This window comes from Altererythrobacter sp. C41 (assembly GCF_016803135.1).
Taxonomy (GTDB): Bacteria; Pseudomonadota; Alphaproteobacteria; order Sphingomonadales; family Sphingomonadaceae; genus Pelagerythrobacter.
On the sequence record NZ_JAEVFE010000003.1, the window covers coordinates 45,266 to 67,948 of the forward strand.

Consider the following 22,683-nt stretch of genomic DNA (forward strand, 5'->3'; position numbering starts at 1 on the left):
CCATGACTTTGCGGCTGGCCGGTTCCACGGTCGAGCAAATGCCAGGCGATATCGAACGGCCTGCCTACGATCGCTCGGCGATGCAGACGGGCGTCGTTCACCTCGGCATCGGCGCCTTTCATCGTGCGCATCAGGCGGTTGTCTTCGACGATCTTCTGGGGCGCGGTGACATGCGATGGGGCGTCCGCGCCGCCTCGCTTCGCTCGTCCGCGACGCGTGATGCGATGGCGCCGCAGGACGGGCTCTACAGCCTCGTCGTGCGCGATGGAACCGAGGAGCGGGTGCGCGTCGTCGGCGCAGTCGCCGACGTGCTCGTGGCGCCCGAGGGTCCTGCCGCACTCGTCGAGGCGCTGGCGGCACCAGAAACGCATATCGTGACCCTGACGGTGACCGAGAAGGGCTACAAGCTCGAACCCGCAACCGGGGCGCTGATCGAGACAGATTCCGACGTGGTTTCCGACCTCGCAGACCTTCGCGCTCCCAAGACGGCGCCAGGCTTCCTCGTCGCCGCTCTCGCGCTGCGGCGGGAGCGGGGGCTGGCCCCATTCACGGCGATCTCCTGCGACAATCTTCCGGAGAACGGGCGGAGCCTCCAGGCGGGGGTGCTCGCCATGGCCGGGCGCCACGATCCGGCGCTTCGCGACTGGATCGCCGAGAAAGGTGCCTTTCCGCAAACGATGATCGACCGCATCGTGCCGGCGACCGACGAGGAGGATATCGAGCGGCTGGCTGCCACGATCGGCCTCCTCGACCGCGCAATGGTCAAGACCGAGCCATTTACCCAGTGGGTGATCGAAGACCGTTTCGCGGGCGAGCGGCCCGACCTTGAAGCGGCGGGCGTTCAGGTGACGGCCGACGTTGCGCCCTGGGAAACCGCCAAGCTGCGCCTGCTCAACGGCGCGCATTCGGGCATCGCCTATCTCGGCGCGCTGGCGGGGATCGAGTTCGTTGACCGGTTCGTGGCGATCGGGGCGGGTTCCGCCTTCATCGAGGCGCTGTGGGACGAGGCGGAGGCCGCTCTGACGCCGCCGGCGGAGCTCGATATCGCCGCTTACCGCCGGGCGCTGATGGCGCGTTTCGCTAACGGCACGCTTGGCCATCGAACGCGCCAGATCGCGATGGATGGATCGCAGAAGCTGCCGCAACGGCTGGTTGCGTCGCTCGTGGCGCGGCAGGAGAGGGGGCTTGCCTCGCCGATGACCAGCCTTGCGATCGCCGCTTGGATGCGCTGGCAGGCGGGACGCTGTGACGACGGCACCCACTACGTGGTCGACGATCCACTGGCCGATCGCACTGCGGCGGCCTGGATCGACGCGGCCGATCCGGCGGACGCGGCGCGCCGCCTGCTGGCGATCGACGCAATCTTTCCGCCGGCGCTGGCCGGAAGTCCCGCAGCGGATGAGATCGCGGGCTGGCTAGGAAAGCTGGTTCGGAATGGCGCTGCCCCAAGTGTCGCGGGGGCAGTCGGCGATCAGCCGTCGTAACGGGAGAGGCCGAGCCCGTCGGGGTCGATCGGCGGGGTTTCGCCGCCAACGAGGGCCGAGATCAGGCGGCCGGAGCCGCAGGCCATCGTCCAGCCCAGCGTGCCGTGGCCGGTGTTGAGGAACAGGTTCGGCACCCGGGTCGCGCCTACCACCGGCGTGCTGTCGGGCGTCATCGGGCGCAGTCCGCTCCAGAAGTTCGACGGGGCCTCGTTGGCGGCGGCACCTGGGAACAGGTCGTTGAGCGAGTGGCGCAAGGTCGCCTCGCGCCGCGGATGGAGCGTGCGGTCGAAGCCCGCGAGTTCGGCCATTCCGCCGACCCGGATGCGGTCGCCGAGCCGGGTGATCGCGATCTTGTAGCTCTCGTCGAGCAGGGTGGAGACCGGCGCGCGGGCCGCCTCGGCCACGGGCAGGGTGATCGAATAACCCTTTACCGGATAGACCGGCAGGCGAGGCCCGAGCGGACGCAGAAGTGCAGGCGAATGGCTGGCGAGCGCGACCACGTAGGCATCGCCGCGCACGATCCCGCGGTCGGTGCGGACGCCGGTCACACGGTCGCCGTCCTGCTCCAGCGCCTCGATATTCGTGCCGTACTGCAGGTCCACGCCCATGCCCGGCAGCCGCTCGGCAAGCAGGCGGGTGAACACGTGGCAATCGCCCGTTTCGTCCCCAGGCAGTCGCAGGCCGCCCATGAAGCGGTCGCGCGAGGCGGAGAGGCCCGGTTCGGCGCGGATGCAGCCGTCGCGGTCGAGCAGCTCGTAGGCGACGCCGTACTGCTCCAGCACGGCGATGTCGCTCGCACTCGCGTCGAGCTGCTTCTGCGTGCGGAAGAGCTGGAGGGTGCCGAGCGAACGCTGATCGTACTCCAGGCCGAGCCTGCCGCGCAGCGCGACCAGCTCGTCCCGGCTGAACTCCGCGAGACGGACCATGCGGCTCTTGTTGAGCGCATAGCGCTCGGCCGTGCAGTTGCGCAGCATCGCCGCGACCCACCACAGCATCGCCATGTCGCACCGCGGCTGCAGGATCAGCGGAGCGTGCTTCATCAGCAGCCAGCGCAGCGCCTTCACCGGGATGCCGGGCGCGGCCCAGGGCGAGGCATAGCCGGGCGAGATCTCGCCCGCGTTGGCGAAGCTGGTTTCCAGCGCCGGCCCCGGTTGGCGGTCGAGCAGCACGACCTCGTGCCCCGCCTCGGCCAGGTAATAAGCCGAGGTCACGCCGACCACGCCGGCGCCCAGAACGATCACTCTCATCGATGGTCCCCTGGCGCCCGCACCTGCGTTGCGCCGTTTTCGAGATAGATGCGTGCATGCCGCGCGCCCAACTGGGTCAGAAGCTCGTAGGCGATCGTCCCTGCATCGCGCGCGACTTGATCGAGCGATTGCGACGGGCCGATCAGCTCGACGAAGTCCCCCTCGTGCAATGCTTCCTCGGATAGCGCGCTGATGTCGATGGTCGTGCTGTCCATCGATACGCGCCCCACGATCGGGAGCCGTGTGCCGCCATGCCAGGCGGCGCCGATGCCGCCGAGACAACGGGGCCAGCCGTCCGCATACCCGATGGCGACCGTCGCCAGCCGCTGCCGTGTCGCCGCCACGTGTTCGAGACCGTAGCCGACCCCGGTTCCGGCTTCGATCGTGCGAATCTGGAGTACGCGCGCATCGAGGCGGACGGTGGGCCGCAGTCCCTCGGCGAGGGGGCCCGGGTCGACTCCGAACAAGGCGACGCCGGGCCGCGCGAGATCGCCGTGAAACTCAGCCCCGAGAAACGTGCCGCCGCTATTCGCGACCGATGCCGGAACGCCGGGAAAATGCGCGTGGACCGCGCGAAACCGCGCAAGCTGCTCCGCGTTGGCGGGACGCGCCGGTTCGTCGGCACAGGCGAGATGGGTCATCAGTAGGCGAAGGTCGACTTCGCGGGCGAATGCCGGATCGCTCGCCAGATCGATTGCCGCCGCCGGCGGCAGGCCAAGGCGCGACATGCCGCTGTCGACTTGCAACGCCGCCGGAAGAGGCCGGTCCGTCGCGCGGGCAAGCGTGCGCCAGCGTTCGACCTGCGTCGTCGAATTCAGAACCGGAAGGAAACCACGTTCGACGCAAAGCGCCTCGCTTCCCGGATCGATGCCGTTGAGAATGAAGATCTCGCTATCGCCGCCTACCACTCGGGCGAGCGGCTCTCCCTCGCAGAGCTGGGCGACGAAGAAGGTGCGGCAGCCCTCTCGACAAAGGGCCGGACCGACCATCGCCACGCCCAGACCGTAAGCATTGGCCTTGACGACCGCGCCGCAGCGCGCCGGTGCGATGCGCTGGGCGATCGCGCGATAGTTGGCGCGGATGGCATCAAGATCGATGCCGAGCCGGCTAGAGAATGCGTCGATGGGGATTTGTGATGGCATTCCCGGCTCCTTCAGCGGGAGTACTGCATATCCTGCTCAACGTCTCGCCAATTTCGTATACTAAACGCCATCTAATGCCGTATGGCCGGCATGATCTGCGAAATGATGGAACATTCTGCATGAAAGCTCTCGACGACGCCGATCGGCGGATCCTCAACCGCCTGCGACTCGATGCGCGGATCACCAACAGCGCGCTGGCTGCGGAGGTCGGTCTCTCGCCGTCGGCGTGCTTGCGACGCGTGAAGCTGCTTGAGGCGTCCGGCGTAATCCGGGGCTACACCGCGATCGTCTCGGGCACGGGACCGGACGAAGGGACGGTCGCCATCGTCGAAATCGAACTGGAGCGGCAGACCGAGGAGTATCTCGCCCGCTTCGAATTCGCCCTGCGCCGCCATCCGGAGATTCAGGAGTGGTATCTGATGACCGGCAACGGCGATTATATCCTGCGCATCCAGATCGCCGGTATCGACGACTATGGCGAGTTCCACCGCGACGTCCTCTCCCGCCTGCCGGGTGTCTCGCGCATCACCTCGAGCTTCGCCATGCGCAGCCATCGCCGGCGGTAAACCCGGGCTGCCGTGCGGCTCTAGAAGAGGCGTTCGGGGGAGCGGATCTCACCGTGCTGCGCTGTCTCGCTGCGCAGCAGGAGGAAAGCGAGGTGGCTCTCGCGCACCAGAAGCGCGGCAGCCACGGTCAGCGCGGCGAAGCCCAGCACGCCTGTGCCGATGGTCACCGCCACAGTCGCCTCGTAAGCCAGAGTTGCGCGCGGGATCAGTGCGCTGAGGAATGCAGCGAGCGTGCTGCCGGCAAAGGCTCCGACGGCGAGGTAGAGCGTCGAGATCGCCCGGATCGTGAGCAGGACGCGGCGGTTGGCGATCCGCACCTGTCCGCGAAGCTCGATCGAGTTATCTGCCTGCGGCTCCTCGATCAGCGACTTGCCCAGCACGCGCGCGCGATCGACCGATCGGCCGAGCCGGTTGGCGGTGCTCAGCAACAGCACGGAGGTCGCGTTGGTCAGAAGGGCCGGTGCGCCGATCAGCGTCAGGGCGGAGTAGGTGTCGCCTATCATCTCTCCTGAACGCGTTCGTCCCCCAGCCGATCCGGTGGCAATCCCGTGCGGGGAACGCGAGAGCGGGAATGCCGGTTGATCTGTCGCTGAAGGAGACGGACATGCCGGAAATCGGGCGCAGGCGCTGGGCGATCGCAGAAGGTTACATCCCAGGCGAGAGCAGCTTCGACGATCCCGCGCTCGTCTCGCACGAAACCGCCTGCATCCTGAACGCCGGAGATCGCGATGCGCAGGTGGAGATCACACTCTACTTTGCCGACCGCGAGCCGGTGGGGCCTTACCGCGCGTCGGTCCCCGCGCGGCGCACGCTGCACCTGCGATTCAACGATCTCGACGATCCGGAGCCCGTTCCCCGCGATACGGACTACGCCTCCGTCATCGAAGCGGACGTGCCGATCGTCGTCCAGCATTCGCGTCTCGATTCGCGCAGGAGCGAAGTCGCGCTGCTGACGACCATCGCCTACTCCGATGGGTGAGGCGCCTGCCGCGTCTCGAGGCAGCACCTCCGCCTCGACCGTATGGCAGGCGACCGATCACGGCCTCGACGAGGACTGGCGCAATTGGTCCGGCAGCCTGCGCTTCCGGCCCTCGCAGGTCGAGGCGCCTGCGGGCGAGGGAGATCTTGCCGCTCTGGTGCGCCGATGTGCATCCGAAGGCCGCACGATCCGGCCGATCGGCGCGGCGCATTCCTCGACCCCGATCATCGCGACGGACGACCTGCTCGTCTCGCTCGAGAAGCTCAGCGGGCTTTGCACGCACGATAAGGCGCGGGCGCGGGCAACGCTGGGCGCTGGGACCGAGCTCAAGAAGGCCGGCGACATGCTGCTCGAAGTCGGGTTGTCGATGCCCAATTTCGGCGACGTCGCGACGCAGCGGGTAGGCGGTGCGATGGGCACCGGGACGCACGGATCGGGTCGCACGCTGAACAACCTGTCGATGCCGCTGGTCGGCGGCCGGCTCGTCACTGCAACGGGTGACGTGCGCAGCTTCACCTGCGAGCAGGATCCCGACTTCGTGCGTGCGCTGCGCGTTTCCTTCGGCACGCTCGGCATTCTCACCGACGCGCAGTTGCAACTCGAACCGGCCGCGGAATTGCACCGACAGGAATGGTGCACGACGCTGGACGAGTGCCTGCCGCGCCTCGATCACCTGGCCGACGAGAATCGCAACTTCGACTTCTACTGGTATCCGCGCAGCGACGAGGTGAAGCTGCGCTGCCTCAACCGGCCCGGAAAGAGCGCGGACTACAGTCATTTCGCGCGCCTGACGGAGGATCGGACCGGTTATCCGCACCAAGTGATCCCCAAGCACGGCGGTCTCGCATACATGTTCGAGGAGATGGAATACGCCGTTCCCGCCGAAATGGGCGTGGAGTGCTTCCGCAAGGTCCGCCAGCGGATCATAGAAAAGTGGCGCCGGACGGTCGGCTGGCGCGTGCTCTATCGCTTCACCAAGGCGGACGACAGCTGGCTGAGCACCGCCCATGGCCGCGAGACCGTCACGATTTCGCTGCACCAGAACGCCACACTTCCGTGGGAAGACTATTTCGCCGATATCGAGCCGATCTTCCGCGACTGCGACGGCCGCCCGCACTGGGCGAAGAAGCACAGCCTTACGGCTGCCGAACTGCGGCCACTCTATCCTAAGTGGGATGCGTTCATCGACCTGCGCCGCCGGATGGACCCGGACGGGGTGTTCCTGACGCCCTGGCTGCGGCGGTTGCTTGGCGTGAGCGCGTGACAGCGGGGTTCGGATCGACGCTCTGGGCGATAGGCGGAGGGCACATTCCGCTGCGCAGCACAGGGGCCGAGCCGGAGTTCACCAGCCGCGACCAGCTTTCGCTGCTCAATACCGGTGACGAGGAAGCGCGGATCGCGATCACCATCCACCATGCGCACCGGGAGCCGGTCGGTCCGTACGAGCTGAAACTGGGCGGTCGCCGCGTCCGCCGTGTGCGCTTCAACGATCTCATCTTCCCCGAGGCCATTCCGCTGGGCGTGCCCTTTGGCGCGATCGTCCGCGCGAGCGTGCCGATCGTTGTGCAGGTGACGCGGCTCGACAGCGGGCATGCCGAAGCGAGCTGGATGGGCACCATGGCCCATCCGGCCTAGGCCGTGTCAGCCGAGAATCGCCACGCTGCGCAGAATCAGGCGGACGAGCTCCGTCTGGCGGCTGACCCCGACTTTGGCGAAGATCCGCTTGGAGTAGGAGCGCACGGTGCTTTCCGTCAGGCCCAGCTCCTCGGCCGCCTCGGTCAGCGAGAACCCTTGCGTGAGCAGGGCGGCAAGGCCCGCTTCGGAGGGGGAGAGATCGAACAGGGCGGCGATCAACTGCTCGAACGTGGCGCCGGGCGCGGGGTCGGTCGCATAGACGATCGCCCCGGGGCTGGCGTCGATCGGCGCCGCACGCTCCCGCTCGATGGCGCGCACGAGAATGCCAAGACCCTCGTTGGCTGGGTCGGCGCAGCGGAAGGCACGGACGAGGCCGGCGCCCGAGTTCTCGATCCGGCTCAGCAACGCTTCCTTCACGATCCGCTCGAACTTGCGCGAGTCGGTCCTCCCCCCGACCGCCAGGTGCCGGTCGGCGAGGCGGAAGGTCTCGCCGCGATCGATCTTTGCCTCGGCCGCCTTGTTCATGCGCAGCACGCGGCCGCGCCCGTCGAGGATGAAGGTCGCAATGGTGAGGCGGTCGAGCGTGGAGGTGAGCACGCCGATCTGGCTCTCGTCGCGCTGGATGCGCGAGAACAGCTCCAGCGCGATCTGCACATGCGGTCGCAGCGCGGCCATCAGCGCCTTGTGCCGTGCGGTGAAGCGGAAGCTTTCGGAATGCGCGACCAGCCCGAGGTTGCACTCGATCCCGCCGGGCTCCGCCACATACATGCCGAGCGCCTGCGCGATGCCGTAAGGCTTCATGATCTCCAGGTAGAACTCGTCGCGTTCCAGGCCTTCGCGCGGGGCGACTTCCTCCAGCAGCAGGATCTCGCCGGTGCGCTTCAGCGCATTGCTCATCGGGTCGAGGTCGCCGAGCGCCGCCTGGCGCGAGTGGATCGTGCGCGCCACTTCCGGATCGACCGCCGGCGGCTCCGCCCATAGCGTGACCGAGGCGAGCCCCTTGCGGCTGAGCTGGAGCGAGATCGCCGCGTTGTCGCACCCCGCCGTCTCCGCCAGCGCACGCAGGAAGGCGCGCCAGGGTTCGAGCTCGATCGGGCCGCGATAGAGCGTCGCCAGCAGCTCGGGATCGAGTGCCATTGTTTCGGTCTTCGCCCGCGCCGTCATCCGCCGCCATCCTGTGCGAGAGCGAGAAACGCCGGGATCTCGCCTCCGCCGTGCAACTCGATTGCAGCGCCGGAGACGTAGGCGGCCTCGGGTGAGGCCAGCCAAGTCACGCAGGCTGCCACGTCGTGCCCGCGCGCCATGCGCTTCATCGGCAGCGTGGCGCCGAGCCGCGCGACGCCTTCCGCACCGCCGTAATGCTCGATCTGATCGGGATTCTCGACCAGGCCGATCACGATCGCGTTGACCCGAACGTCCGGGCCCCATTCCATCGCCAGGCCCTTCGTCGCGCTGATCAGCCCGGCCTTCGCCGCGCCGTAAGCGACCGTACCGGGCGCCGCCCGCAGACCTGAGATGCTGGCGATGTTGACCACCGAACCGCTCGCCTCGCGCAAGGCGCCGTAGGCCGCGCGCGCGAGGACGAGCGGCGCGGTCAGGTTGAGCGCGATCACTTTCTCGAGCAGTTCGGGCGAAGCGTCGGCGACCGCCACCGCCGGCGTTCCACCGGCATTGTTGACCAGCAGGTCGAGGCGCCCCAATCGCTGCGTTGTCGCCGCCACCAGCGCTTCGACCGCGGCGGGATCGCGCACGTCGGTCGGCAGGAACAGCGCTTCTCTCCCTGCGGCCGCTACCAGCTCCCCGGGTGCACGGCGCGCGCAGACGGCGACCTGCCATCCGTCGGTGAGCAGCCGTTCGGCAATCGCGCGTCCGATGCCGCGCGTTCCCCCGCTGATCAATGCGACGCGTTCGCTCATGTCCGTACCGTGTCCTCTCTCGCCTCGTCTGGAGCCTATCCCCGGACACCGCAAGTCGCCGTCACCAAATGGGGGTATCGGCCGATCGCCCCCAGTCGCATTTCTCGGATCGGGAAGAGAGGATTGAACGACCGGCCATGCCGACGATTGACAAGACAATGGACGCCGCCGCGGTGGTCTCGCGGCTACGGAACGGTATGACGCTGGGGATCGGCGGATGGGGTCCGCGCCGCAAGCCGATGGCGCTGGTGCGCGAGATCCTGCGGTCGGACCTCACCGATCTGACTCTGGTTTCGTACGGCGGCCCCGAAGTCGGCATGCTGTGCGCGGCGGGCAAGGTCAGGAAGCTCGTCTTCGCGTTCGTCTCGCTCGACGAGATCCCGCTCGAACCCTGGTTCCGCAAGAGCCGCGAAGCCGGCGCGATCGAGGTGCTGGAGCTTGACGAGGGCATGTTCCAGTGGGGCCTCAAGGCCGCGGCGTTCTCCGTGCCGTTCCTGCCGACGCGGGTCGGGCTCGGGACCGATCTCATCGAACTGGGCGGGCTCAAGACCGTCACCTCGCCCTATGAGGACGGCGAGGTTCTGGCCGCCATGCCTGCGCTGAAGCTCGACGCGGCACTGATCCACGTCCACCGCGCCGATCGCCGGGGCAACGTCCAGGCGCTTGGTCCCGACACTTATTACGACGAGTGGTTCGCCAAGGCGGCGGCCGAATGCTTCGTCTCCTGTGAGGAGCTGGTCGATGCGATGGAGGTCTCCTACCCGGAGGACGTCAGGGCCAACCTGTTCGAACGGTGCTTCGTGACCGGCGTCGCCGAGACGCCCGGCGGGGCCCATCCGACGACGATGCCGCCCGCCTACGGCTGGGACATGGGCTGGTTGAAGAAATATGCAGCCGCGGCCAAGGATCCGGGCGACTGGAGCGCAGTGGCCGAATGGACGGTGGGTGCGAGCGAGGCGGACTATCTCGCCTCGGTCGGCGGGCATAAGGAAGTGGCGGCGCTGCCGCTGCCGGTGTTCTGATGGGCGCTTCGCTGGCAGAACTGTGCATCGTCGCCTGTGCGGAAGCGTTCCGCACGAGCCGCGAGATCATCGCAACCGGGATCGGGCCGATCCCCCGCCTCGGCGCGGGGCTGGCCAAGCTCACCCATTCGCCCGGCTTGATGATGACCGACGGCGAGGCGTTCCTAGTGGAGCAGCCGGTGCCGCTCGGTGCGACGGGCGATGAACGCCCCGCGCCCGCCGGATACCTCCCGTTCTCGCGCTTCTTCGACAGCGCGGTGTGGACCGGCCGCCGCCACGCGATGGTCACGCCGACGCAGATCGACCGCTTCGGACAGACCAACCTTTCGGCGCTCGGCGGCACGCATGCGCAGCCCAAGGTGCAGATGCTCGGCGCGCGGGGTTTCCCGGGCAACGGCATCTATCACCCGAACTCGATGTTCATCCCCGCCCACTCGACGCGCGTGTTCGTCGCGGGCGAAGTCGACCGGGTCTCCAGCCCCGGGTACAATCCGGCGCGGCGCGTGCAGGGCGGAAACTACAGCGGCATCGAGCTGCGCCGGATCGTCACCGACCTCTGCGTCATGGATTTCGGCGGCCCTGATCATGCGATCCGCGTAATCTCGCTCCACTCCGGCGCGACCTTCGCGCACGTGCAGGATGCGACCGGCTTCGAGCTGATCGACGCAGTGGAAGGCGAAACGCCGCTACCGGGCGAGGAGCAACTGGCGCTGATCGCCCGGCTGGACCCGCACGGCATCCGCGCGCGGGTGTTCAAGGACGACCCTCCGGCAGAAAGGAGCGCGTCATGACCGAGCCCGGCAACGACGGCCTCGAGCCGCCGACCCCCAGCGAGCACGTCTACGAGACCGACGAGCCGGTTCTCTACGAAGCCGCAGGCGGGATCGCGCGCGTCACGCTCAACCGACCGCGCTATCACAACGTCCAGAATAGCCAGATGACTTACGCGCTGGACGATGCGTTCCGGCGCGCGGTGGATGACGATGCGGTCAAGGTGATCGTGCTCAAGTCCGACGCCAAGCACTTCAGCGCGGGGCACGACATCGGCTCGCCCGGGCGGGACTTCCACGCGAGCGTCGACCGGCGGCTCATGTGGTACGACCACGCCAACAAGGCCGGCGCCGAGAAAGCCTATATTCGCGAGCAGGAACAGTATCTCGGCATGTGCAAGCGCTGGCGGGACATTCCCAAGCCGACGATCGCGCAGGTCCACGGCGGATGCATCGCCGGCGGGCTGATGCTGGCCTGGGTCTGCGATCTGATCGTCGCTTCGGACGACGCGTTCTTTCAGGACCCGGTGCTGCAGATGGGCTTCCCGGGCCTCGAATACTTCGCCCATTGCCACGAGCTCAACGTGCGGATCGCCAAGGAATTCCTGTTCCTCGGCGAGCGGATGAGCGCGCAGCGCGCTTACGAGATGGGCATGGTCAATCGCGTCGTGGCGCGGGCCGATCTCGAGGCCGAGGTTGCTCGCATCGCCGGCCGCATCGCCGAGCAGCCGCGGCTGGCGCTCCAGCTTGCCAAGCAGGCCTGCAACCACATGGAGACGCTCGCGGGCAAGAACGCCGGGATCGATGCGGCCTTCGGCTACCACCACTTCGCCCACGCCAACAACACGTTGGTCAAGGGCGACTACATCGCCGGGTTCGACGGCAAGAGAATGGCCGAGAAGAACAAGCGGCAGACGGGCGAGGACTGACGCTTGGCCGACCCGCTCGCCACTCCGCTGACCGACCTGCTCGGCTGCCGCCTGCCGGTGGTGCAGACGGCGATGGGCTGGATCGCGACGCCGCGCCTGGTGGCGGCGAGCAGCAATGCCGGGGCGTTCGGATTCTTGGCGGGCGCGGTGATGAAGCCGGCCGAACTGGCCGACGCGATCGCGGAGACCGGCAGGCTCACGCCGCACCGGTTCGGGGTCAACTTCCACAGCTTCCAGCCCGGCGCGCGCGAGATCGTCGAGGTGATCCTCGCGAACAGCGAGCGCGTCGGCGCGGTGAGTTTCGGGCGTGGGCCCGATGCCGGAATGATCGCGCGGTTCAACGAGGCTGGGATCGTCTGCATGCCGACCGTCGGTGCGGTGAAGCATGCCGAGAAGATGGTCGCGCTTGGGTGCCGGGCGATCACCGTTCAGGGCGGCGAGGGTGGCGGCCATACCGGCTCGGTCGCGACGACGGTGCTGCTGCCGCAGGTTCTGGACGCGGTGGGCGTGCCGGTCGCTGCCGCAGGCGGGTTTGCCGACGGGCGCGGCCTCGCGGCGGCGCTCGCGTGGGGCGCGAGCGGGATCGCCATGGGATCGCGCTTCATGATGACCGCCGACAGCCCGGTGCCCGAGGCGGTCAAGGCCGCCTATACGCGTGCGGGGACCGGCGACATCTTCGTCACCGACCGGATCGACGGCATTCCGCAGCGGATGATCCGCAATCCGATGCTCGACCGCATCGAGAGCGGTGGCGCGCTCGGCAAGTGGAGCCGCGGTCTTACCGCCGCCTTCGCGATGAAGCGCGCGACGGGGGCAAGCTGGGCCGACCTGCTCGCCAGTGCTCAGGCGATGCGGAGCGAGGGTGGCAAGTCCCTTCCCGAAGCCATGCTCGCCGCCGCCGCGCCCGTGCTGCTGCAGAAGGCCGTGGTGGAGGGCGATGCGGTGGGCGGTCTCATGGCCTCCGGCCAGGTCGCGGGCCGGCTCTCCGATCTGCCGACCTGCGCCGAGCTTCTCGCCCGGATCGAAACCGAAGCGCGCGAGCGGATCGCGGCGCTCGCCGGCCGCACGGCCGCAATCGAGGGAGCTGCGTGATGCCGATTGGCTGGTCCGTGGAAGAGCGCATTGCCGAAGTGGTGTTCGACGTGCCGCCGGTCAACGCGTTCGATTCCGCGACCTGGCTCAAGCTGCCGGGCATCATCGGTTCCCTGGCCGTGCGGCAGGACGTGCACTGCATCCTGATCCGCGCCGAGGGGCGGGGCTTCTGCGGGGGCGTCGATATCAAGGAAATGCAGGCGCATCCCGAGCGCATCGCCGAACTCAACCGCGGTAACTATCTGACTTTCAAGGCTGTTCGAGCCGCCGAGATCCCGGTGGTGAGCGCAGTGCACGGCTTCGTGATCGGGGGCGGCATCGGCATTTGCGGCGCGTCGGACACGATCATCGCCGCCGAGGACGCCTATTTCTCGCTGCCCGAGATCGACCGCGGGGCGATGGGCGGGGCGAGCCATCTGTCGCGGATGTTGCCGCTGCACAAGGTGCGGGCGGCGTTCTTCACCGGCGGCAAAATTCCCGCGGAAGAGGCCTGGCGGCTCGGCGCCATCGAGAAAATCGTGCCGCGCGAAGAGCTTAGGGCAGAGGCGCGCGCGTTCTGCGCCACGATAGCCGCGAAGAGCAGAAAGGCACTTACAGTAGCCAAGGAGGCACTGAACGGCCTCGAGGAGCGCGACGTCGACCGCGGCTACCGCTGGGAACAGGGTTTCACGCTCGAAATGTACATGCACGAGGACAGCCAGCGGTCGCGCGACGCGTTCGTCGAGACCGGCGGGGCGGCGAAGTTCTGATGGATCTCGCCTATACTCCCCGGCAGCAGGCTTTCCGGCAGGAGGTGCGCGAGTGGCTTGCCGCGCACGTTCCGGCCGAGCGGCTGGTCACGCTCGAGCGGCAGGACGGCTTCGACCAGCACGTCGCGTGGGAGCGCGAGCTGGCGAGCGGCAACTGGGGCATGGTGACCTGGCCGAGCGAATACGGCGGGCGCGGGCTCGACCTGATCGAGTGGCTGATCTTCGAGGAGGAATACTGGGCCGCCGGCGCGCCGCTGCGGGCGAACCAGAACGGCATCTTCCTGCTCGGCCCGACGATCATGGAATTCGGTTCGGACGAGCAGAAGGCGCGCTTCCTGCCGCCGATGGCGAGGGGCGAGGTGATCTGGGCGCAGGCGTGGTCGGAGCCCGGCGCGGGCAGCGACATGGCGGCGATCAAGACCACCGCGCGGAGAGATGGCGATCACTACGTCATCAACGGGCAGAAGACCTGGTCGAGCCGCGCGAGCTTTGCCGACTGGGGCTTCGGCCTGTTCCGCACCGAGGAAGGGAGCCAGCGGCACAAGGGCCTCTCGTTCCTGCTGTTCGACCTGAACGCGCCCGGCATCACCCGACGCCCGATCCGCCAGCTTCACGGCGACCCGGGATTTGCCGAGCTGTTCTTCGACGAAGTCCGCGTGCCCGTGGAGAACCGCATCGCGGGCGAGGGCGAGGGCTGGAAGGTGGCGATGGCGACCGCGGGCTTCGAGCGCGGGCTGATGCTGCGCTCCCCCGGCCGTTTCCAGGCGACCGCCGCGCGGCTGATGGCCCTGCTGCGCGAGGCGGCGGACCGCGCCTCGCCGGGGCTGCGCGAGGAGGTCGTGCGGCTGTGGATGGGCGCGCAGGCCTATGCCTACAACACCTATCAGGTCGCGGCGCGGATCATGGCCGGCGGCTCGATCGGGGCCGAGGCGAGCCTGAACAAGATCTTCTGGTCCGAACTCGACCGCGCGATGCACCGCGCGGCGATGCACCTGCTCGGCCCCGCCGCCGAACTGCAGACCCTGCCTGACGGCCGCGCGAACGAATGGCTCGAAGGGTACATCTTCTCGCTCTCCGGTCCGATCTACGCCGGCTCGAACGAGATCCAGCGCAACATCACCGCCGAGCGCCTGCTCGGCCTGCCGCGCGTGGGAGCGGGCTGATGGATTTCGGACTTCCACCGGAAAGCGTCGAACTGGCCGAGGCCGTGCGCGAATACCTTGCCGGCACGCATGGACCGGACGTGCTGCGGCGGCTCGACGCCGGCGGCAACCGCGACCTGCGCATCTGGCAGGGCCTCGTCGAAATGGGCCTGACCGGACTGCTCGTGCCCGAGAGCGAGGGCGGGCTGGGCATGACGCTGCTGGGCGGCGCCCTGATCGCCCGCGAATGCGGCCGCGCCTGCCTGGCCGAGCCGCTGGTCGACACCGCGCTGATCGCGGTGCCGTGGCAAATCGCGCGCGGCGAGACGGGTGACCTCGCGGCCATCGCGGCGGGCGAGAAGCTCGTCGCCCTGCCGCACGCGGCGAACCCGTGGGTCGCCGACGGGGAGGGCGACGAGTTCGCGAGCGTCGACCCGCTGCGCAACCTCGTCGCCGCGCCCGAGGACGCCGGCGACGATCCCCTGCTGCTCGATCTCGGCGCGCTGACGAGCGCGGCGCAGCTCGTCGGGCTGGCCGAGGCCATGCTCGACCAGGCGGTCGCTTATGCACAGGTGCGCGAGCAGTTCGGCCATGCGATCGGCGGGTTCCAGGCGATCAAGCACAAGCTGGCCGACGTTGCCGTTGCGCTCGAATTCGTGCGCCCGGTGCTGTGGCGCGCGGCGCAGGCGATGGACGACGGGCTGGCGAGCGCGCCGCTGCACGTCAGCCACGCCAAATATGCCGCGACCGATGCCGCCTACCTCGCCGCCGAAAGCGCGATCCAGGTCCACGGCGCGATGGGCTATACCTACGAGGTCGATCTCCATTTCTGGATGAAGCGCGCATGGGCGCTCGCCGGCGCATGGGGCGACCGCAATTTCCACTATCACCGGATCGAGGACGCCGCGCTCGGCGGCGCGCACCCCCTCGGCCCGCAGCACACGTTCGCCTGAGGAGCCGATGGCCGAAGCCTATATCATCGACGCGGTCCGTACCCCGATCGGGCGCAAGAAGGGATCGCTGGCGCAAGTGCATCCCGCCGATCTCGCCGCGCACCCGCTGCGGGTGCTGGTCGAGCGGACGGGCATCGACGCGAACGCGGTCGACGACTGCGTATGGGGCTGCTGCGATACGATCGGCCCGCAGGCCGGGGACATCGGCCGCACGGCATGGCTCGTCGCCGGCCTGCCCCAGCATGTCCCCGGAACGACGGTCGACCGCCAGTGCGGCTCCAGCCAGCAGGCGGTCCATTTCGCCGCGCAGGGCGTGATGAGCGGCACGCAGGACCTCGTCGTCGCGGGCGGCAGTCAGGCGATGAACGCGATCCCGATCTCCGCCGCGATGTTCGCCGGCCAGCCTTACGGCTTCGACAATCCGTTCAACACCGCGCGCGGGTGGGTCGAGCGCTACGGCGACGGCCTTCTCAACCAGATCAATTCGGCCGAGATGATCGCCGGGAAATGGAACATCTCGCGCGAGGCGATGGAGCGGTTCGCGCTCGCCAGCCACGAGCGCGCACAGGCGGCGTGGGACAACGGCTGGTTCGATGCCGAGGTGGCGCCGCTGGAAGGGCTCGACCGCGACGAGACGATCCGCCCGAACACGACGCTGGAAGGGCTCGCCGCGCTCAGTCCGGTGCAGGAAGGCGGGCGCGTCACCGCAGGGGTCGCGAGCCAGAACTGCGACGGCGCGGCCGCGCTGCTGATCGCTTCCGAGCAGGCGGTGAAGGACCACGGCCTCACGCCGCGCGCGCGCATCCACCACATCTCGGTGCGGGCCGACGATCCGGTGTGGATGCTGACCGCGCCGATCCCGGCGACCCAGCATGCGCTGCGAAAGGCCGGAATGACGGTCGCGGACATCGACCTGTTCGAATGCAACGAGGCCTTCGCCAGCATCCCGATGGCGTGGATGCAGGAGCTCGGCATTCCGCACGAGAAGGTCAACGTCCAAGGCGGCGCGATCGCGCTCGGCCATCCGCTGGGCGGCACGGGCGCGCGGCTGATGACCACGCTGCTCGGCGCGCTGGAGCGCACCGGCGGCCGCTACGGCCTGCAGACCATGTGCGAGGGCGGCGGCCAGGCCAACGTCACGATAATCGAGAGGCTTTGACGAATGGGGATCTGCGAAGGCAGGACTGTGATCATTACCGGCGCGGCGCGCGGGCTGGGCCGCGCCTATGCGCTGGCCTTCGCCGCCGAGGGTGCCAATGTCGTCGTCAACGACATCGGCGCCTCGCTGGGCGGCGAAGGGCGCGACACGTCGGCTGCGGACGCGGTGGTCGAGGAAATCGTTCGGAGCGGCGGGAAGGCCGTCGCCAACTACGACGACGTGACCGACTGGGACGCGGCCGGGCGGATCGTCGAGACCGCGGTGCGCGAGTTCGGCGACCTCCACGTGGTGGTCAACAACGCCGGGATCGTCCGCGACCGGATGTTCGTCTCCGCCACGCTCGACGAATGGGACGCGACCATGCACGTGCATCTGCGCGGGCACTTCTGCGTCAGCCGCCATGCGGTCGATTACTGGCGCGGCAAGGCCAAGGCGGGCGAAGCGCCCGATGCGCGGATCATCAATACGACCAGCGGCGCGGGGCTGCAGGGCTCGATCGCGCAGGCCGCCTATTCGACCGCCAAGGGCGGGATCGCCACGCTCACGCTGGTCCAGGCGGCCGAGCTCGGCCGCTACGGCATTACCGCCAATGCGCTGGCGCCTGCCGCGCGGACGCGCATGACCGAGCAGGCCTTCGCCGAGAAGATGGCGACCGAGGGCGACGCCTTCGACACGATGGACCCGGCCAATGTCGCGCCGGCGGTCGTCTGGCTCGGCAGCGCGCAGAGCGCCAAGGTGACCGGCTGCGTGTTCGAGCTCGAGGGCGGCAAGATCATGCTCGAAGACGGCTGGCGCGAAGGGCCGTTCGTCGACAAAGGCGCGCGGTGGGCGCCGGGCGAGGTGGGCGAAGCGGTGGATCGGCTGCTCGCCGAACGCATGCCGCCCCGCAAGGTCTGGGGCACCTGAGATGGCATTCGCGCTCGACGAGCAGCAGCAGATGATCGCCGAGACGGCGGCGGCGTTCTTCGCGGAGAACGCAGGGGGTGAGCGCACGCGCGCCGCGATGGCCAGCGGCATCGATCGCGACCTCTGGCGCGCCTATTGCCGCGAACTCGGCTTCGGTGGTCTGACCGTGCCCGAGGATCTCGGCGGTGCGGGGCTCGGCCACGTGGAGCTGGCGATCGTCGCCGAGCAGGCGGGGCGCACGCTGGCGGCGATCCCGCTGCTGGGCCACGCGATGGCGACCGCTGCCTTGCTTGCGAGCGACGACCGGGCGGCGATCGATGCGCATCTTCCCGCGATGATGGCGGGAGACCGGATCGTCGCGGCGGGCGAGCGAGGGGGCGAGGGCTTGCTCGTGCCGCATGCGGCGCAGTGCGATCTGCTCCTCCTGCTCGGCGAAGGCGGCGCGCGCCTGATCGATGCCGGCGCGGCGACGGTCGAGCCGCTGAAGTCGCTCGACGAGACTCGTCCGCTCGCGCGGGTTCACGCATCCGGCGGCGATCCGCTTCCCGGCGGCACAGCGCCTTGCGAGGCGGCATGCGCAGCCGGCGTCCTGTGCCTCGCAGCGGAAGCGCTCGGCGGTGCGCAGGAGGCGCTCGATCGCACGGTTGCCTTTGCGCAGGAACGCGAGCAGTTCGGACGGCCGGTGGGCTCGTTCCAGGCTTACAAGCATCGCCTTGCCGACCGCGCGGTCGAGATCGAGCAGGCGCGCTCCGCCGTGTGGTGGGCGGCCTGCGCGCTCGACGAGGGGCACGAGACCCGCGCGCTGGCGCTCCATGCCGCCAAGAGCTTCTGCGCCGACACCTACCTGCGCGTCGCGGGCGACATGATCCAGCTCCACGGCGGCATCGGCTTCACCTGGGAGCACGACGCGCATCTGTTCTTCAAGCGCGCCCGCGCCATCGCGAACATGCTCGGCGACGGCCCGCATCACCGCGAGCGCGTCGCGCGGATCATGCTGGACGAAGCGGCATGAAGCTGGGGTTCTCCGACATGGAAGAGGCGTTCCGCCGCGAATGTGCGAGCTGGCTCGACGAGCAGATGGCCGGCGAGTTCGCCGACATCCGCGGGATCGCCAATCTCGTCGACAAGCCCGAGCGCCGCAAGGCGTGGGAGCGGCGGCTGGCCGAGCATCGCTATTCGTGCATCGGCTGGCCGATCGCCTGGGGCGGGCGCGACGCCACGCTCAACGAGCAGGTCATCTTCGCCGAGGAATACGCGCGTGCCGGGGCGCCGAACCGGCTCAACCACATGGGCGTCGAGCTGCTCGGGCCGACGCTGCTCGCGCTCGGCAGTTCCGAGCAGAAGGCGCGGTTCCTGCCGGCGATCGCCGAGGGCACGGCGATCTGGTGCCAGGGCTATTCCGAACCGGGCGCCGGCTCCGACCTCGCGGCCATTCGCACCCGCGCGCGGCGCGACGGCGACGAATGGGTGATCGAGGGGCAGAAGATCTGGACCAGTCTCGCCCAGTTCGCCGACATGATCTTCGTGCTCGCGCGGACCGAGGATGGGACCAGTGGGCGCGAGGGGCTGAGCTTCCTGCTCGTCGACCTCGACCAGCCCGGCATCGCAATCCGCCCGATCCGCCAGATCAACGGCGAGGCCGAGTTCAACGAGGTGTTCTTCGACGGCGCGCGCTGCCCGGTCGAGAACATGGTCGGCGCCGAGGGGGAGGGGTGGACGGTCTCGACCACGCTGCTCTCGTTCGAGCGGGGCATCTCGACCCTCGGCCAGCAGATGCAGTTCCGCAACGAGCTCGACGCGGTGATCGCCGCGGCCAGGCGCAACGGCAAGGCGGCCGACCCGGTGTTCCGCCAGCGGCTCGCGGAAGCCGAGATCGGCCTGCGGCTGATGCGCTACGGCGCGCTTCGCATGCTGGCGGACGGAAAGGGCGGCGCGCTCGCGGGCGCGGCGCTGACCTACAAGATCCAGTGGGCGAGCTGGCGCCGGGCGCTGGGCGAGCTGGCGATGGACGTGCTCGGGCAGGAGGGCGAGGTCGCGCCCGTCGATGCCGAGGCATGGCCGCTGCTCACCAATCTCTATCTCTATTCGCGCGCCGACACGATCTACGGCGGCACCAACCAGATCCAGCGCAACCTGATCGCCGAGCGCGGGCTCGGCCTGCCGCGCGAGCCGAGAGGAAACGCATGAGCCTGACGCCGACCTATCCGCCCGGGCGCAACCTGCTTGCCGGAAAGACGGTGCTCGTCACCGCGGCCGCGGGAACGGGGATCGGCTATGCGGTCGCGAAACGCGCGGTCGAGGAAGGCGCGCGGGTCTTGATCAGCGACTGGCACGAGCGGCGCCTGGGCGAAGCGGCGGCGCGGATCGCCGAGGAGACGGGAAGCGAGCGGCCGGCGACGTTCGTCTGCGACGTGACCGATCAGGCGCAAGTCGACGCGCTGCGCGATGCGGCCGAGGCCGAGCTCGGCGGTCTCGACGTTCTCATCAACAACGCGGGCCTCGGCGGAGAGACCGCCGTCGTCGACATGACCGACGACGAGTGGCACCGCGTGCTCGACGTCACGCTCAACTCGGTCTTCCGCATGACGCGCGCGTTTCTCCCCGGAATGTATGCGCGCAAGGCGGGGGCGATCGTCAACAACGCCTCGGTCCTCGGCTGGCGGGCGCAGAAGGGGCAGGCGCACTACGCGGCGGCGAAGGCGGGGGTCATGGCCTTCACCCGCTGCTCCGCGCTCGAGGCGGCGGAGCACGGCGTGCGGATCAACGCCGTCGCGCCCTCGATCGCGATGCACGCCTTCCTCGCCAAAGTGACCAGCGACGAATTGCTCGCCGAACTGTCCGCGCGCGAGGCTTTCGGGCGCCCGGCAGAAGTGTGGGAAGTCGCCAACGTCATGCTGTTCCTCGCCTCCGACCTCGCCAGCTACATGACGGGCGAGGTTGTCCCCGTGTCGAGCCAGCACGCATGAGCGCGCCGCGGATATTCACTCGCCCCGCCGACCTGCTCGGCAGCGAGGGCGCTCCGCTCGGTCCCACCGCGTGGCTCGCGATCGAACAGGATCGCGTCGACGCCTTCGCCGAGGTGACGGGCGATCACCAGTGGATCCACGTCGACGTCGAGCGCGCGAAGGCGGGGCCGTTCGGCGGCACGATCGCGCATGGCTATCTCACGCTGGCGCTCGTGAACCATTTCCTGCCCGAGCTGATCGAAGTGCGCGGCTTCGCCCATGCGGTGAACGTCGGGGCGGACCGCCTGCGCTTCCTCGCGCCGGTGCCGGTCGGCAGCCGCATCCGCGCGGTGGGCGAGATCGTGAAGGTCGAGGAGATCAAGGGTGCGCTCCAGTCGACCGTGCGCGTGACGATCGAGATCGAGGGCGGCGACAAGCCGGCCTGCACGATCGACACGATCAGCCGCTACTATCCGGAAGAAGGGGGCGCCGGATGATCGATCCGTTGCCTCCGACCGTTCCGCATCTCGTGGCCGCGGCCGCGCGGACATGGGGCTCGCGCACCGCACTCGTCGAAGGGGAGGTGCGCTGGTCCTTCGCCGACCTCGAGCGGGAATGCCGCGCCGCCGCCTCGGCCATGCTCGCGAGCGGCGTGGGCGAGGGGGACCGGGTCGCGATCTGGGCGCCCAACGGCCGCAACTGGATCGTCGCTGCGGTTGCGGCCATGACGACCGGAGCCGCGATCGTGCCGCTCAACACCCGTCTCAAGGGCCGCGAGGCGGGGGAGATGCTGCGGCGCACCTCGGCCAAAGTGCTCGTCACCTGCGGCGACTTCCTCGGCACCGACTATCCGGCGCTGCTGGCGGGCGAGGACCTTCCCGCGCTGGAGCGGACGGTGCTGCTCGATGCCAACTGGCAGGCGTTCGTCGCCGAGGGGAACGGCGCGGACGATCCGTCGATCGACGAGGCACTGGGCCGCCTGACCGCGGGGCATGTCTCCGACATCATGTTCACCAGCGGCACGACCGGCGCGCCCAAGGGTGTGGTCTCGACCCACGACCGGATCGTGCCGATGTTCGCCGACTGGGGCCGCCAGATGGGGCTGACGAGCGACGATCGCTACCTAGTCATCAATCCCTTCTTCCACAGCTTCGGGTTCAAGGCGGGCTGGGTCGCGGCGCTGATCGCCGGTGCGCCGATCTATCCGCTGGCGACTTTCGACATTCCGCGCGTGATCGAACTGATCGAGCGCGAGCGGATCTCCTTCCTGCCCGGACCGCCGACGATCTACCAGTCGCTGCTGGCGGCGAAGGCGGAGACGGATTTCGACACCTCCTCGCTGCGCGGCGCGGCGACCGGCGCGGCCAGCGTGCCGCCGGAACTGGTCCGCCGCATGCGCAGCGAACTCGGCCTGGTCGACACCGTCACCGCCTACGGCATGACCGAGTGCGCCACGATCACCTCGTGCCGCCGCGGCGACGATGCCGAGCTGATCGCCGAAAGCTGCGGCCGCGCGCTGCCGGGGCTCGAACTGCGCATCGTCGACGACGAGGGGAAGCCGGTCGCGCAGGGCGAGGCCGGCGAGGTCCAGGTGCGCGGTTACGGCGTGATGCTCGGCTACCTCGACGATCCGCAGGCGACCGCCGAGACGATCGATCCGGACGGATGGCTCTCCACCGGCGACATCGGCTGGATCGGCCCGGAAGGCTATCTGCGGATCACCGACCGCAAGAAGGACATGTTCATCTCGGGCGGGTTCAACGTCTACCCGGCCGAAGTGGAGCACCTGCTCGCCGAACATCCGGCGATCGCTCAAGTCGCGGTGATCGGCATTCCCGACGACCGCATGGGCGAGGTCGGCAAGGCCTTCCTCGTGCTGCGCCTGGGACAGGCTCTGGCCGAGGGCGAACTCGCCGAATGGGCGCGCGGGCGCATGGCGAACTACAAGGTTCCGCGCGCTTTCACCTTCGTCGAAGGCCTGCCGCACAACGCCTCCGGCAAAGTGACGAAGGAGGCGCTGCGCGATGGCTAGCAGCCTTCCGCTCTC

At 68.9% G+C, this 22,683-nt stretch carries 24 protein-coding genes; 19 read left to right on the forward strand and 5 right to left on the reverse strand.

Annotation, left to right across the window (positions count from 1 at the left end; translation table 11 throughout):
* Positions 1-2: 2 nt before the first annotated feature.
* Positions 3-1,484 carry a mannitol dehydrogenase family protein gene (locus JNO53_RS07155; RefSeq protein ID WP_203109146.1) on the forward strand — a complete coding sequence of 494 codons (1,482 nt, stop codon included), beginning with the start codon at positions 3-5 and terminating at the stop codon, positions 1,482-1,484.
* Here JNO53_RS07155 and JNO53_RS07160 read toward each other — a convergent pair.
* Positions 1,472-2,731 carry a D-amino acid dehydrogenase gene (locus JNO53_RS07160; RefSeq protein ID WP_203109148.1) on the reverse strand — a complete coding sequence of 420 codons (1,260 nt, stop codon included), beginning with the start codon at positions 2,729-2,731 and terminating at the stop codon, positions 1,472-1,474. The genes JNO53_RS07155 and JNO53_RS07160 overlap by 13 nt on opposite strands.
* Entirely contained in the window at positions 2,728-3,873 is a 1,146-nt protein-coding gene (gene alr / locus JNO53_RS07165; protein ID WP_203109150.1) for an alanine racemase, read from the reverse strand. Before alr ends, JNO53_RS07160 begins: the two co-directional genes overlap by 4 nt.
* 119 nt (positions 3,874-3,992) lie before the next feature.
* Here alr and JNO53_RS07170 point away from each other — a divergent pair, with 119 nt between their 5' ends.
* A complete protein-coding gene (locus tag JNO53_RS07170; protein ID WP_203109152.1) occupies positions 3,993-4,439 on the forward strand; it encodes an Lrp/AsnC family transcriptional regulator in 447 nt (148 codons plus the stop codon).
* 20 nt (positions 4,440-4,459) lie between these two features.
* On the opposite strand, the gene JNO53_RS07175 is transcribed toward JNO53_RS07170, so the two are convergent.
* The gene (locus tag JNO53_RS07175; RefSeq protein ID WP_203109154.1) at positions 4,460-4,942 is read right to left on the reverse strand and encodes a DUF2721 domain-containing protein; all 483 of its coding nucleotides are present in this window, start codon (positions 4,940-4,942) and stop codon (positions 4,460-4,462) included.
* A gap of 68 nt (positions 4,943-5,010) precedes the next feature.
* On the opposite strand from JNO53_RS07175, the gene JNO53_RS07180 reads away from it, so the two are divergent.
* Genes JNO53_RS07180 through JNO53_RS07190 form a run of 3 tightly spaced genes read left to right on the forward strand, consistent with a single transcriptional unit; the run spans position 5,011 to position 7,053 of the window.
* Complete coding sequence (locus tag JNO53_RS07180; RefSeq protein WP_203109156.1) at positions 5,011-5,418, forward strand: sensory rhodopsin transducer; 408 nt, start codon at positions 5,011-5,013, stop codon at positions 5,416-5,418.
* Positions 5,411-6,682 carry a D-arabinono-1,4-lactone oxidase gene (locus JNO53_RS07185; protein WP_203109158.1) on the forward strand — a complete coding sequence of 424 codons (1,272 nt, stop codon included), beginning with the start codon at positions 5,411-5,413 and terminating at the stop codon, positions 6,680-6,682. The genes JNO53_RS07180 and JNO53_RS07185 overlap by 8 nt, the downstream gene beginning before the upstream one ends.
* Positions 6,679-7,053, forward strand: a complete 375-nt coding sequence (locus JNO53_RS07190) for a sensory rhodopsin transducer (protein WP_203109160.1) — start codon at positions 6,679-6,681, stop codon at positions 7,051-7,053. Before JNO53_RS07185 ends, JNO53_RS07190 begins: the two co-directional genes overlap by 4 nt.
* A 6-nt stretch (positions 7,054-7,059) precedes the next feature.
* Here the strand turns inward: JNO53_RS07190 and JNO53_RS07195 are convergent, their stop codons facing one another.
* Together JNO53_RS07195 and JNO53_RS07200 are read right to left on the reverse strand one after the other, a co-directional pair.
* Positions 7,060-8,217: a helix-turn-helix transcriptional regulator gene (locus JNO53_RS07195; protein ID WP_203109162.1), complete on the reverse strand. Its 1,158-nt coding sequence runs from the start codon at positions 8,215-8,217 to the stop codon at positions 7,060-7,062.
* Complete coding sequence (locus tag JNO53_RS07200; RefSeq protein WP_203109164.1) at positions 8,214-8,969, reverse strand: SDR family oxidoreductase; 756 nt, start codon at positions 8,967-8,969, stop codon at positions 8,214-8,216. The genes JNO53_RS07195 and JNO53_RS07200 overlap by 4 nt, the downstream gene beginning before the upstream one ends.
* Positions 8,970-9,106: 137 nt before the next feature.
* Between JNO53_RS07200 and JNO53_RS07205 the strand changes: the two genes are divergently transcribed.
* From JNO53_RS07205 to JNO53_RS07270, 14 genes are read left to right on the forward strand one after another with little or no spacing between them, the layout of a single operon-like run.
* The gene (locus tag JNO53_RS07205) at positions 9,107-9,991 is read left to right on the forward strand and encodes a CoA transferase subunit A (RefSeq protein WP_203109166.1); all 885 of its coding nucleotides are present in this window, start codon (positions 9,107-9,109) and stop codon (positions 9,989-9,991) included.
* Positions 9,991-10,782: a CoA-transferase subunit beta gene (locus tag JNO53_RS07210; RefSeq protein WP_203109168.1), complete on the forward strand. Its 792-nt coding sequence runs from the start codon at positions 9,991-9,993 to the stop codon at positions 10,780-10,782. Before JNO53_RS07205 ends, JNO53_RS07210 begins: the two co-directional genes overlap by 1 nt.
* Positions 10,779-11,690 carry an enoyl-CoA hydratase gene (locus tag JNO53_RS07215; protein ID WP_203109170.1) on the forward strand — a complete coding sequence of 304 codons (912 nt, stop codon included), beginning with the start codon at positions 10,779-10,781 and terminating at the stop codon, positions 11,688-11,690. Before JNO53_RS07210 ends, JNO53_RS07215 begins: the two co-directional genes overlap by 4 nt.
* 3 nt (positions 11,691-11,693) lie before the next feature.
* Entirely contained in the window at positions 11,694-12,782 is a 1,089-nt protein-coding gene (locus tag JNO53_RS07220; RefSeq protein ID WP_203109172.1) for an NAD(P)H-dependent flavin oxidoreductase, read from the forward strand.
* On the forward strand, positions 12,782-13,531 hold the full coding sequence (locus JNO53_RS07225; RefSeq protein ID WP_203109174.1) for an enoyl-CoA hydratase family protein: 750 nt from the start codon (positions 12,782-12,784) through the stop codon (positions 13,529-13,531). The genes JNO53_RS07220 and JNO53_RS07225 overlap by 1 nt, the downstream gene beginning before the upstream one ends.
* The gene (locus tag JNO53_RS07230; RefSeq protein WP_203109176.1) at positions 13,531-14,694 is read left to right on the forward strand and encodes an acyl-CoA dehydrogenase family protein; all 1,164 of its coding nucleotides are present in this window, start codon (positions 13,531-13,533) and stop codon (positions 14,692-14,694) included. The genes JNO53_RS07225 and JNO53_RS07230 overlap by 1 nt, the downstream gene beginning before the upstream one ends.
* A complete protein-coding gene (locus JNO53_RS07235) occupies positions 14,694-15,626 on the forward strand; it encodes an acyl-CoA dehydrogenase family protein (RefSeq protein WP_203109177.1) in 933 nt (310 codons plus the stop codon). Before JNO53_RS07230 ends, JNO53_RS07235 begins: the two co-directional genes overlap by 1 nt.
* 7 nt (positions 15,627-15,633) lie before the next feature.
* Complete coding sequence (locus JNO53_RS07240) at positions 15,634-16,785, forward strand: acetyl-CoA C-acetyltransferase (RefSeq protein ID WP_203109179.1); 1,152 nt, start codon at positions 15,634-15,636, stop codon at positions 16,783-16,785.
* A 3-nt stretch (positions 16,786-16,788) separates the two neighbouring features.
* The gene (locus JNO53_RS07245; protein ID WP_203109181.1) at positions 16,789-17,691 is read left to right on the forward strand and encodes an SDR family oxidoreductase; all 903 of its coding nucleotides are present in this window, start codon (positions 16,789-16,791) and stop codon (positions 17,689-17,691) included.
* Between the two features lies 1 nt (position 17,692).
* Complete coding sequence (locus JNO53_RS07250) at positions 17,693-18,703, forward strand: acyl-CoA dehydrogenase family protein (RefSeq protein WP_203109183.1); 1,011 nt, start codon at positions 17,693-17,695, stop codon at positions 18,701-18,703.
* Entirely contained in the window at positions 18,700-19,878 is a 1,179-nt protein-coding gene (locus JNO53_RS07255) for an acyl-CoA dehydrogenase family protein (RefSeq protein ID WP_203109185.1), read from the forward strand. Before JNO53_RS07250 ends, JNO53_RS07255 begins: the two co-directional genes overlap by 4 nt.
* A complete protein-coding gene (locus tag JNO53_RS07260; protein WP_203109186.1) occupies positions 19,875-20,657 on the forward strand; it encodes an SDR family oxidoreductase in 783 nt (260 codons plus the stop codon). The genes JNO53_RS07255 and JNO53_RS07260 overlap by 4 nt, the downstream gene beginning before the upstream one ends.
* Positions 20,654-21,133, forward strand: a complete 480-nt coding sequence (locus tag JNO53_RS07265; RefSeq protein WP_203109188.1) for a MaoC family dehydratase — start codon at positions 20,654-20,656, stop codon at positions 21,131-21,133. The genes JNO53_RS07260 and JNO53_RS07265 overlap by 4 nt, the downstream gene beginning before the upstream one ends.
* Positions 21,130-22,668 carry a FadD3 family acyl-CoA ligase gene (locus JNO53_RS07270; protein ID WP_203109190.1) on the forward strand — a complete coding sequence of 513 codons (1,539 nt, stop codon included), beginning with the start codon at positions 21,130-21,132 and terminating at the stop codon, positions 22,666-22,668. Before JNO53_RS07265 ends, JNO53_RS07270 begins: the two co-directional genes overlap by 4 nt.
* Positions 22,669-22,683: the final 15 nt, after the last annotated feature.

What these genes read in the sequence shown, in the direction of transcription:
- JNO53_RS07230 (WP_203109176.1), top strand. Translation starts at nt 13,531, where the DNA reads ATGGATCTCGCCTATACTCCCCGGCAGCAGGCTTTCCGGCAGGAGGTG.
- JNO53_RS07215 (WP_203109170.1), top strand. Translation starts at nt 10,779, where the DNA reads ATGACCGAGCCCGGCAACGACGGCCTCGAGCCGCCGACCCCCAGCGAG.
- JNO53_RS07240 (WP_203109179.1), top strand. Translation starts at nt 15,634, where the DNA reads ATGGCCGAAGCCTATATCATCGACGCGGTCCGTACCCCGATCGGGCGC.
- JNO53_RS07205 (WP_203109166.1), top strand. Translation starts at nt 9,107, where the DNA reads ATGCCGACGATTGACAAGACAATGGACGCCGCCGCGGTGGTCTCGCGG.
- JNO53_RS07180 (WP_203109156.1), top strand. Translation starts at nt 5,011, where the DNA reads ATGCCGGTTGATCTGTCGCTGAAGGAGACGGACATGCCGGAAATCGGG.
- JNO53_RS07245 (WP_203109181.1), top strand. Translation starts at nt 16,789, where the DNA reads ATGGGGATCTGCGAAGGCAGGACTGTGATCATTACCGGCGCGGCGCGC.
- JNO53_RS07170 (WP_203109152.1), top strand. Translation starts at nt 3,993, where the DNA reads ATGAAAGCTCTCGACGACGCCGATCGGCGGATCCTCAACCGCCTGCGA.
- JNO53_RS07260 (WP_203109186.1), top strand. Translation starts at nt 19,875, where the DNA reads ATGAGCCTGACGCCGACCTATCCGCCCGGGCGCAACCTGCTTGCCGGA.
- JNO53_RS07175 (WP_203109154.1), bottom strand. Translation starts at nt 4,942, where the DNA reads ATGATAGGCGACACCTACTCCGCCCTGACGCTGATCGGCGCACCGGCC.
- JNO53_RS07200 (WP_203109164.1), bottom strand. Translation starts at nt 8,969, where the DNA reads ATGAGCGAACGCGTCGCATTGATCAGCGGGGGAACGCGCGGCATCGGA.
- JNO53_RS07235 (WP_203109177.1), top strand. Translation starts at nt 14,694, where the DNA reads ATGGATTTCGGACTTCCACCGGAAAGCGTCGAACTGGCCGAGGCCGTG.
- alr (WP_203109150.1), bottom strand. Translation starts at nt 3,873, where the DNA reads ATGCCATCACAAATCCCCATCGACGCATTCTCTAGCCGGCTCGGCATC.
- JNO53_RS07160 (WP_203109148.1), bottom strand. Translation starts at nt 2,731, where the DNA reads ATGAGAGTGATCGTTCTGGGCGCCGGCGTGGTCGGCGTGACCTCGGCT.
- JNO53_RS07265 (WP_203109188.1), top strand. Translation starts at nt 20,654, where the DNA reads ATGAGCGCGCCGCGGATATTCACTCGCCCCGCCGACCTGCTCGGCAGC.
- JNO53_RS07225 (WP_203109174.1), top strand. Translation starts at nt 12,782, where the DNA reads ATGCCGATTGGCTGGTCCGTGGAAGAGCGCATTGCCGAAGTGGTGTTC.
- JNO53_RS07155 (WP_203109146.1), top strand. Translation starts at nt 3, where the DNA reads ATGACTTTGCGGCTGGCCGGTTCCACGGTCGAGCAAATGCCAGGCGAT.
- JNO53_RS07250 (WP_203109183.1), top strand. Translation starts at nt 17,693, where the DNA reads ATGGCATTCGCGCTCGACGAGCAGCAGCAGATGATCGCCGAGACGGCG.
- JNO53_RS07185 (WP_203109158.1), top strand. Translation starts at nt 5,411, where the DNA reads ATGGGTGAGGCGCCTGCCGCGTCTCGAGGCAGCACCTCCGCCTCGACC.
- JNO53_RS07195 (WP_203109162.1), bottom strand. Translation starts at nt 8,217, where the DNA reads ATGACGGCGCGGGCGAAGACCGAAACAATGGCACTCGATCCCGAGCTG.
- JNO53_RS07255 (WP_203109185.1), top strand. Translation starts at nt 18,700, where the DNA reads ATGAAGCTGGGGTTCTCCGACATGGAAGAGGCGTTCCGCCGCGAATGT.
- JNO53_RS07270 (WP_203109190.1), top strand. Translation starts at nt 21,130, where the DNA reads ATGATCGATCCGTTGCCTCCGACCGTTCCGCATCTCGTGGCCGCGGCC.
- JNO53_RS07210 (WP_203109168.1), top strand. Translation starts at nt 9,991, where the DNA reads ATGGGCGCTTCGCTGGCAGAACTGTGCATCGTCGCCTGTGCGGAAGCG.